This is a genomic window from Kitasatospora sp. NPDC032150 (assembly GCF_055579945.1).
The window spans coordinates 42170-51531 of the sequence record NZ_JBVIMH010000044.1; the positions used below are offsets into that span (position 1 = coordinate 42170).

Sequence of the window (9362 nt, forward strand, 5' to 3'; positions counted from 1 at the left end):
GGGCTATCGCGAGGAGGCGAATATGCAGATCACTGAGGCAGGATCCCTGGCTCTGCGGCTCGTGATCAAAAAAATGTCCGCCTTTTCGGCGGGAAGATCATAGGGTGAATGGGGTTAGGGGGGCGTGGATTCAGATCCTGCTGCTGGTCGGCGCCACGTTTACGCAGGCCGGAAGGCCGTTCCCCGCAGCGATGCGGGGAACGGCCTTTTTCTGGGGTGGGGGCCGTGTGTCATGGTTCGGCGGAGGACGGGTTGTGCCGGCGTCTGGCGGTGGTGAAGTAGGCGGCGCGGCGGCGCAGGTGGCGGCGACTGCTGTAACGGGGCGCACCCGGTACGGCGGGCGCGGCGCCGTAGAAGATCCGCTTGCCGACCTCTACCAGGGCGAGGTAGCCGACGACCATGCCGACGAGTGCGGCGAAGAACGCGCCCGGCAGGGGATGGAAGCCGAGTGCGGCGGCCACGGGCGTGGCGGGGATGAGCGTGCCGACGGTGACGACACCGAGGGCCGCGAGGGTGAGCGGCAGGCTGGGATGGCTGCGGAAGAACGGGATGCGGCGGGTGCGGATCGCGAAGATGACCAGGGTCTGGGTGGCCAGGGACTCGACGAACCAGCCGGAGCGGAACTGCTCGGGTCCGGAGTGGAAGACCCCGAGCATTACCCCGAAGGTGAGGAAGTCGAAGACCGAGCTGAACGGACCGAAGTAGAGCATGAAGCGGCGGATGAAGCCGATGTCCCAGTGCGAGGGGCGGCGGAGCTGCTCCTCGTCGACGTTGTCGGTGGGGATGGCCAGCTGGCTGGTGTCGTACAGCAGGTTGTTGAGCAGGATCTGGGACGGAAGCATCGGCAGGAAGGGCAGGAACAGCGAGGCGCCGGCGGCGGAGGCCATGTTGCCGAAGTTGCTGGAGGTGCCCATCAGCACGTATTTGATGGTGTTGGCGAAGATCCTCCGCCCTTCGGCGACGCCGTCGGCGAGTACGTTGAGGTCCTTTTCCAGCAGGATGACGTCGGCGGCGTCCTTGGCGACGTCGGTGGCCGAGTCGACCGAGATTCCCACGTCGGCCGCGTGTAGGGCGAGTGCGTCGTTGACGCCGTCGCCGAGGAAGGCGACCCCGCGGCCGCCGTGCCGTTGGGCGTGCACGATGCGGGCCTTGTCCTCCGGGGTGACCCGGGCGAAGACGGTGGTGTGTGCGATGGCTGCGGCGAGTTGGGGCTCGTCGATTGCGTCGAGGTCGGTGCCGGTCAGCGCGCCGCCCTCGGCCAGCCCCAGGTCGCGGCAGATCTTGGCGGCGACGGCGGGGTTGTCGCCGGTGACGACCTTCACCGCGATGCCGAGGTCGGCCAGCCGGCGCAGGGCTTCGGCGGCGTCGTGTTTGGGTGGGTCCAGGAACACGAGCAGTCCTAGGAGGCGCAGGTCGTGTTCGTCCGCGGGCTGCGGCGGGCCGCTGCTGTCGGCGGGGCGGGTGGCCACGGCGACGACCCGGTTGCCGGCGGTGAACTCGGCCGCCAGGGCGTCGTGGGCTGCGGCCGGCACGTCGGAGCAGCGGTCGAGGACGCTCTCCGGTGCCCCCTTGGTCACCAGGGTCACCTGGCCGGCCGTGTCGCGGACGAGGACGGTGACCATGCGGCGCTCGTGGTCGAAAGGGAGTACCCCCAGCCGGGTGTAGCCCGCCGGTGCGGTCCGCTCGCCGACGGCGGCCGGGGACTGCCACAGCGCTTGGTCGAGGGGGTTCCCCCCGATGGGCTGCCCGTCCGGTGTGGTGTTCTCGGTGCACAGCAGCCCCCAGCGCAGCACCGTGTCAGGGGTGTTGTCGCCGGCCGGCACAGCGCGCATGTAGTGGATGCGGCCCTGCGTGAGGGTGCCGGTCTTGTCGGTGAACAGAACGTCGACGTCGCCGAGGTCCTCGATGCACACTAGCCGTTTGACCAGCACCTTGCGGCGGCCCATCCGCCGGGATCCGGCGGCGAGGCTGGTGGAGACGACGGCAGGCAGCAGCTGCGGGGTGATGCCGACCGCGATCGCGAGTGAGAACAGCAGTGCGTCGATGATCGGTTTGTGCAGGACCACGTTGATCACGAAGATCGACGTGGTCAGCGCGCCCGCGACGTACACCAGAAGCATGGAGAAGCGGCGCAGCCCGACCTGGAACTCGGTGTCGAGCAGGTGCGTGCTCAGTCCGGCGGCGATCCTGCCGAACTCGGTGCGGGCTCCGGTGGCCACCACGATCCCGCTTCCACTGCCGGCCCGCACCACGGTACCCATCAGTGCGCACCCGGACAGTTCCGCCAGGGACGTTCCCGCAGGCACGGGGGCGGAGTGCTTGTCGACGGGCAGTGATTCGCCGGTCAGGACCGACTCGTCGCACTCCAGGCCCGCGACGTCGAACAGACGTATGTCGGCCGGGACGATGTCTCCCAGACGCAGCTCGACCACGTCGCCGGGGACCAACTCGGTGACGTCCACCGAGCCGGGGCGTCCGTCGCGGATGACCACCGTCCGGTGGCGGATCTGGGAGTGCAGGGCCTCGGCGGCCTTCTCCGCCCGGTACTCGTTGACGAAGCCGAGCCCGACCGACACGCCGACGATCAGACCGATGATGACGGCGTCACTGCGTTCGCCGACCAGGTAGGAGGCGACGGCGGCGATCAGCAGCAGAGCGAGCAGCGGGGAGCGCAGCTGGTGCCAGAGCACGGGAAGGAACCGAGCCCGGTGCGAGGCGACCGCATTCGGGCCGAACTGCGCCTGTCGCCGCGCGACCTCTCCGCCGGGCAGGCCCCGGTCGGCGGCCACGCCGAACTCCTGCAGCACGTCCGCGACGGGCAGCGCGGCCGCGGACACTGCCCCGGCCACGGAGCTGGTCGAATGTGCGGGCGCGGAGACCGTCATCGGCTTTCCCGGCCGGATCCTGGAGGCCGCTCGGGCCGGTTGCCCCAGCCGCCCTCAGGTCCGACGGCCGAACGGGACGCAGGCCGGGACTCGGACGTGGCATATGGGGTGGCGCTCATCGATCACCTTCACCGCCTTGAGTCACGGCCTTGAGCCACGTCGTCCGGCGGGAGCGCAGTCCGGCAGCCCCGGACGCACTCCGTGTCACCAGACTGCCACCGATCGATCACGAAGGAAACGCGGGGGATTGCCACGGCCCCCGCCTCGCGCGCCGGAAGCGCCACTCGCACGGTATCGACGCCGCCGCTGCGACGGGCTGAGCAACGCCCGGATCGAACCCGTGACGAGCCTGATCGAGTGGCGCTGAGACGCCCCGCACCCCCGCCGCGGCTCTCCTGAGCGGCCGGATCGGCCCGGGTGCGGGCGGAGTACCGTGGGGATGTCGGGGCGGCCCGAGCCGCCGCGCCCTGAGGGATGGGTGGCGAGCCATGTCGGACGAAACCAGTGCTTCGCACTACGGGCTTCTGCCGGACCGGTTCCGGCAGGCCGCGCAGCCGGGTACGGTCCTGTTGCGCCTGACGACCACCCGGTCACGCGAAGGTGCACTCGACGGCGCGTGGTGGCCACATTCACGGGACATCAGCGCCGAACTTCCCGGCCTGGTCCGCGCGTTGACCGAACACCTCGGCCCCGTCGCGAGCGTCGGTCTGGACACGGAAGCCTGGGACGACGTCCCGGCCCGCCTGGTCGTCGACGGCCGGTCGGTGCACATCGACCGGTACCCGGTCGGCGACGACACCGTGATCATCACGCGGGGCGACCGCGATCACTTCAGCCTGCTCGTCGTCCCCCCGCAGGCGAGCCAGGAGGCGGCCCTGGCTGCGATGGCCCGCGCGGTCGAGGCCGGCGGAACCGACTCGGCACGGCAGATCCTCATCGCCACCGGCATCGGTCCCCAGCCACCGGCCGAAGCGTCCTGAGGGACGGCCTCGTGGGCCGGGCTCCTCGGCCAGACAGGAAAGGCGGGACGCAGAGATGTCCGTCTACGTGAAACTCTCGGCCGACGCCCAGGCGCTGGCGGAGCCGTCGAAGGGGCCGCTGGACCTGCAGTACGAGGACGGCACGGACGACGGCGTCACCTTCGAGTACGATCCGCATCCGAGCGGCGCGCTGCGCGTCCTGCGGGTCTTCGAGGACACGCCGCACCGGATCGAGGCGTGCTTCAGCCCGGGGGCGTGGCTTTAGGTTGGCTTTAGGTCGTGGGCACCTACCTGCGAAGCGGCTCCGAGTACTGACGGCGGTCCGCTCCGGGCGAACCGCAGGCCCTCGGCGGCGGTTCGCCCGGCTGCTCAGCGGTAGCCGGGCGGCGTCCACCGGTCGCGGTTGATCCGCCCCGCCCATACCGTCTTTCCCGGGGGCAGGATCGTCGGCACAGGAGGCCAGGATGCGGCACTTCCGATGGGTTCTGGAGACGCAGGACGACGGACGGCCACTGGTCCCGGCAGGACGGCACTCCCCTGCAGAATCCGCTGGAGTACGACGGGCCGCCCCAGCGGGCGGTCAACCACCTGCGGGAGGTGTTCGTGCGCACGCTCTCCCGGCCTGCTCCCGGCCCCCGGGCGATCAGGATCCGCCTCTGGGACGGGGCCGATGCCGCAGGCCAGCCCCAGGCCGAGGCCGAATGGTCACGCGAGTGACACACCCGGCCCCGCGGCCGTAGCGGGCGGCTCCCGTCCCGCCGACTACGCGGGTGCCGGCCAGGAGGCGGCCCGGCTGTGGGCGACATCCGCCCGCCTGGCGGCCCCACCAGCGCCGTCGGAGGGAGCGGCGGCCGACGGCAGGAAGCCGGAGCGGGACTCCGGCTCTGCCGCACCACCGCCCGTCTCCGCGGCGAGCAGGTCGCTCGCGGTCCGGGTGTCGGCCGGGTCCGCCGCCTCGGACATCAGCCGGGCGGCGTCGACGGCATCCGTCGCCGGCGGGACGACCAGCAGGTTCAGCTGGCGGGGGGCGTACGAGAACACCGCGATCGTGTGCTCGTCCTGCTCGGTGGTGAACCAGCCCGCGTGGACGGTGTGCCCGGTGACCGGGATGCGCGGGGGGATGATGGGCCACTGCGCGGGGTTCACGGTGATCCGGGTGATCCGGCCCCACCGCTCGTCGATTTCGGCGGCCAGGGAGGGGAGTTCGAGAAGAAGATCACGCGAGCGGGGCCACCAGGCTCCGTCCAGTCGGCCGGGCCGCGCGCCCCGGGGCGCAAGGGAGAGCCGTGCGGTGGAATTCCGGATGGGAGGCGTCGTCGCACGATCGAGCGTCGTGGTCATGATCAAGAACCTCTCTCCGGGCCCGGCCCACGAGGTCGGGTCCGGCATTGCCATTCGCCGGAGACGACGCCAGTATCCGGTGCCGGCATGCGAAGTGCCTTCGGTGATATCCAGGCTACTCTCGGTCCGGCCCGAACCCGGCATGGTCGCGGTCGTCGGGGTTGCCGCCCGGCGCCTACGCCCGGCGCCTACGGACGGACATCCCGGAACGACGAGGGCACCCCTCCGACACGCCCGTAGCGGACCGCCTGGTCGGCGAACTCCAGGGCCATCTCCTCGGAAACGATCGGACGGGTGCGGTGGATGGCGTCCAGGTACTCCTGAGTGCTGGGCTGGGGCCGCTCCCCCGTGTCGAGCGTGCGCGGACCGCTCAGCCGAGCAGGAGTTCTGCCGCCGGGGTGTGGTTCCCGGTCGCCGAGGCGCCGGCCATCGCCGAGGCGGCCGTCGCCGGGTTGGTGCCGGGCGGTACCACCAGCAACAGGAAGTGGTCCTGGAACCCCCGGGTGACGCTGATCGTCGCGTCGCTGCCGGCGAACCAGTTGATCCTGATCGTCAGGCCGTTCGCCGCGAGGGACCGTGGTACACCGTCCCAGGCCGTAGTGTCGAGGCCGACCCGGACGATGCGTCCGAAGTGGGCGCCGAGCGCGGTGATCAGGTCCGGCAGTTCGGCGAGGACGTGGTTCGAGCGGGGCCACCAGGCCCCGTCGAAGATCCCGTCCCGCGACATCGTCGGCTCCAGTTCCAGGCGGGGCAGCAGCGGGGTGCCGGGCACCGACCACGGCCCGGAAGAGGAAGGGGTGGGGAAAGAATTCGGCATCATGCGAAGCCGCCCGTCCGGTCCGGAAAGGGACCAATCACGACCCAGGGCGACGTCGGCGCTGATGCCGGTGTCCGGAATGTCCTCGGTTGTCTCTCACAGTACTCCGCTGCGGTCTCCCCTGGGCCGCCCGCCACGGGAGTAGGCTCGAAGAAATCCAGGGCATCCCGCATTCCGGTACCCGTTCCGGCTTCGTTCTGGGTGAAGGACAGCCCGGCAGCCCCGAGCCGGCAGCCGGAGACGGGAACGGTGGACACCGTGACCACTCACTCCCCGCAGTCGGCACGGCCCGGCCACGGCCTCACGGTCGCCGACGCCATGGAACCCTGCGACTACCAGATGGCCGACGACAGCACCGTCGACCAGGCCAACGACATCTTCCGCGACGCCGACATCGAGTACCTGCCCGTCCGCGACCACGACGGCCGGTGCGAGGGGCTGGTCACCCGCGCCGGACTCCACCCGTTCCTGGCCCGCTCCTGGTACACCGAGCTGACCACGATCAGCGCCACCTCGCACCAGCGCGGCCCGTTCGCCTGGCCCACCATGGGCCTGGCCCTGGCCGCGATCGCGATGCGGATCGAGCACCTGGCGGTCTGGCCCGTCGTCGACGAGGACGGCTACATCCTCGGCGTGCTCACCGCGGCCCGCGCCACCGGCCTGCTCACCGTCGCACCGACTCCGTGAAGCCGTCGGTGCTCCCCGCTGCTCGGCGAGAACCGGCCGGACCGACGAGACCAGGGCACGACGAAGGACCCGACCGCTCAGCAGTCGGGTCCTTCGTTATGGCTGATCAGCCGTGGCGGAGGATACGAGATTCGAACTCGTGAGGGGGTTGCCCCCAACACGCTTTCCAATTCTCCCGAACGCCGTCCACTGGAGTTCGCACCGGTCCTGACCTGCGGCGGAGCGAACGGCTGGGCAGTGGCTGAACCCGGCCGGACGGGGCTGAATGAGACCAGAGCTGAGACCAGGATCGCTGATGCCGGGCCGTCCCCGACAGGGCTTGTGCTCGGCGGATGTGGGCCCGAGCCGGAGAGGTCGGGTGGTTCGGTCGTCAGGGCCGCTCGTGGGAGGGGTGCCGGGTGACCTGCTCCAGGAATTCCTGGAGCAGGTGCTGCAGCACGTCGGCGCGCTCCAGGTGTACGTCGTGCCCCGCGCCGGGGACGCTCACGGCCGTCGTCGCCGGCTGTCGTCGGAGCATGGTCTCGGACTCCTGGGGAGGGATGATGCCGGACTGGCCCAGGACAGCCAGGACCGGGCAGGTGATCCTCGCCCACTCGTCCCAGAAGGAGCGCTGGGCGATATCGGCCAGTGAATCGACCATGACGTCCCGGTCGAAGCGCGGCCACCAGCCGTCGCCGCGTTGCTCCAGCCCGGCGGCCCAGCCCTCGCCGACGAAGCCGCCGCCGAAGAACTCGGCAGCGGCTTCCCGTGACGGGAACGGTGTCGGCCATGCGTCGAGCCATCCGCCGATCTCGGCCTGCACGTTCGGGTTCGGGCCGCCGGGGCCGGCTTCGACCAAGACGAGCGCACGCACGAGGTGGGGGTGTGCGGCGGCGGTGAGCATGGCGGTGTGGCCGCCCAGCGACTGCCCCACCAGGACGGGCCGCTGCAGGTCGAGCTGTTCGAGGACGGCGACGACATCGGCGACGTAGGCGGCTCGGGTTACCTCGGGCGGGCGGCGCTCGCTGGCCCCGTGGCCGCGCTGGTCGACGGCGATGACCCGGTGGCCCGGGCTCAGGGCCCGGGCGAGGGTGTCCCACTCGCCGACGTGTCCGGCGAGCCCGTGCAGCAGGACGACGGGCGGCCCCGAGCCGCCCCAGTCGCGGCAGGACAGGCGGACGCCGTCGCGTTCCGCGATGCGTTCGGACCAGGTCATGTGGCCCCCTTCCTGGTTTGGCGGATCGGCTGCCGAAGTGCTGGTCAGCGGTAGGCGGCGAGGAAGGCTCGGGTGCCGGAGGTGGCGTAGCGGTCGAGGTCGGCCTCGGTGTGCTGGGAACTGCCGGTGAACATGGCCTGGTTCACCGGGATCCAAAGAAGCAGCCCGGAGAAGTGATTCGCGGCCAGGAGCGCGTCGTCGATGCGGAGCAGCCCTTCGTCGGCCAGGCGCTGGAAGGTCGCCGCCAGCGTTGCGAGCCCCCGTTTGAAGCCCCGCTCGTACCACTCGGCCCCCAGGCCGGGGAAGACGTCGGCGTTGGCGATGATCAGGCGCCGCAGCTGGATCACCTGGGGATGGGTGAGGGTGGTCAGGAAGTGGCGGGCGAGCCGGGTCAGGTTCTCTTCCAGGTTGGCGGCGTCGGTCGGGGCGTCGGCCAGCAGGTCGATCGCGGTGTCGAGCCGGTCGGTGGTGGCCAGGACGATGGCGGCGAAGAGTTTCTCCTTGTCGGAGAAGTGCTTGTAGACGGTCTGCTTCGACACCGCGGCCAGCCTCGCGATGTCGTCCATGCTGGTGCCCGCATAGCCCTTCTCCATGAACACCGCGGTCGCGGCCTCCATGATCGCCTGGTGCTTGTGGGCCGAGCGGCCTTGTCCGTAGGTGTCCATGCATCTCCTCAAGGGGGTACTGGACAGTCTAGTTCCCCTGTGGGTACTGTACCGTCCAGTTCCGAACTGCGGACACCTCAAGGGGGACAACCATGCGGAAGATCGTTGCGGGCCTGTTCATGTCGCTGGACGGAGTCGTGGAGGGCCCGGAGAAGTGGGGCATGCCGTACAACACCGGCGAGGCGGCAGAGGCGGTGACGCGGCTGTTCGATGACGCCGACACCGCCCTGCTGGGCCGCAACACCTACCAGATGTGGGGCTCGTTCTTCCCGCACGTCACCAGCGAGCAGGTCCCCACCGCCGACTGGCTGAACGCCGCTCCGAAGTACGTAGTCTCCTCCACCCTCGCCGAGGTCGGGGAGTGGCAGGGCAGTCGCCTGATTACGGGCGATGACATCGTCGGTCAAATTCAGGCCCTCAAGCAGCAGCCCGGCGGCAACATCAACGTGGGCGGCAGCATCACCCTCGTCCAGTGGCTCATGAACAACGGCCTGCTGGACGACCTCTACCTGCAGATCGCCCCCGTCATCGCCGGCGCCGGCCGCACCCTCGCCGACGGCGAGCAGATCCCCTTGCGCCTGGTAGCCACGCGCGCCTTCGCCAACGGCGTCATCGAAGCTCACTACATTCCCCAGCTCCGCTGACCCCACCCGACCGCCACGGCTGCCCATGACCAGGAGAGACCTCCACATGGCTCAGAAGCCGTTGTCTTTCCGAACGTGATCGTTGAGTTTCCGCTGTTCAGGCATGGTGTCGGCGTTTTCGAGGCAGGGTGGAGCCGTCGGGTTGTCT

At 70.3% G+C, this 9362-nt stretch carries 9 protein-coding genes; 4 read left to right on the plus strand and 5 right to left on the minus strand.

All coding sequences use genetic code 11. The features are described from left to right. Positions 1–230 precede the first annotated feature (230 nt). Positions 231–2885, minus strand: coding sequence for a magnesium-translocating P-type ATPase (gene mgtA / locus ACZ5ON_RS32475; protein ID WP_465600163.1), 2655 nt, complete (start codon positions 2883–2885; stop codon positions 231–233). Positions 2886–3373: 488 nt separating this feature from the next. On the opposite strand from mgtA, the gene ACZ5ON_RS32480 reads away from it, so the two are divergent. Together ACZ5ON_RS32480 and ACZ5ON_RS32485 are read left to right on the plus strand one after the other, a co-directional pair. Then, complete coding sequence (locus ACZ5ON_RS32480; protein ID WP_465600166.1) at positions 3374–3865, plus strand: DUF5994 family protein; 492 nt, start codon at positions 3374–3376, stop codon at positions 3863–3865. Positions 3866–3920: 55 nt separating this feature from the next. Then, positions 3921–4130, plus strand: a complete 210-nt coding sequence (locus ACZ5ON_RS32485) for a hypothetical protein (RefSeq protein WP_465600168.1) — start codon at positions 3921–3923, stop codon at positions 4128–4130. Between the two features lie 497 nt (positions 4131–4627). On the opposite strand, the gene ACZ5ON_RS32490 is transcribed toward ACZ5ON_RS32485, so the two are convergent. Continuing rightward, positions 4628–5206, minus strand: coding sequence for a DUF5994 family protein (locus ACZ5ON_RS32490; protein ID WP_465600171.1), 579 nt, complete (start codon positions 5204–5206; stop codon positions 4628–4630). Between the two features lie 370 nt (positions 5207–5576). Next, entirely contained in the window at positions 5577–6023 is a 447-nt protein-coding gene (locus ACZ5ON_RS32495; protein WP_465600174.1) for a DUF5994 family protein, read from the minus strand. Positions 6024–6281: 258 nt separating this feature from the next. Between ACZ5ON_RS32495 and ACZ5ON_RS32500 the strand changes: the two genes are divergently transcribed. Then, complete coding sequence (locus tag ACZ5ON_RS32500) at positions 6282–6710, plus strand: CBS domain-containing protein (RefSeq protein WP_465600176.1); 429 nt, start codon at positions 6282–6284, stop codon at positions 6708–6710. Positions 6711–7080: 370 nt separating this feature from the next. Here ACZ5ON_RS32500 and ACZ5ON_RS32505 read toward each other — a convergent pair whose 3' ends face one another. Together ACZ5ON_RS32505 and ACZ5ON_RS32510 are read right to left on the minus strand one after the other, a co-directional pair. Continuing rightward, entirely contained in the window at positions 7081–7905 is an 825-nt protein-coding gene (locus tag ACZ5ON_RS32505) for an alpha/beta fold hydrolase (protein ID WP_465600179.1), read from the minus strand. A gap of 44 nt (positions 7906–7949) precedes the next feature. Further along, positions 7950–8570 carry a TetR/AcrR family transcriptional regulator gene (locus ACZ5ON_RS32510; RefSeq protein ID WP_465600181.1) on the minus strand — a complete coding sequence of 207 codons (621 nt, stop codon included), beginning with the start codon at positions 8568–8570 and terminating at the stop codon, positions 7950–7952. 92 nt (positions 8571–8662) lie between these two features. Between ACZ5ON_RS32510 and ACZ5ON_RS32515 the strand changes: the two genes are divergently transcribed. Then, positions 8663–9214, plus strand: coding sequence for a dihydrofolate reductase family protein (locus ACZ5ON_RS32515; RefSeq protein ID WP_465600184.1), 552 nt, complete (start codon positions 8663–8665; stop codon positions 9212–9214). Positions 9215–9362 lie beyond the last annotated feature (148 nt).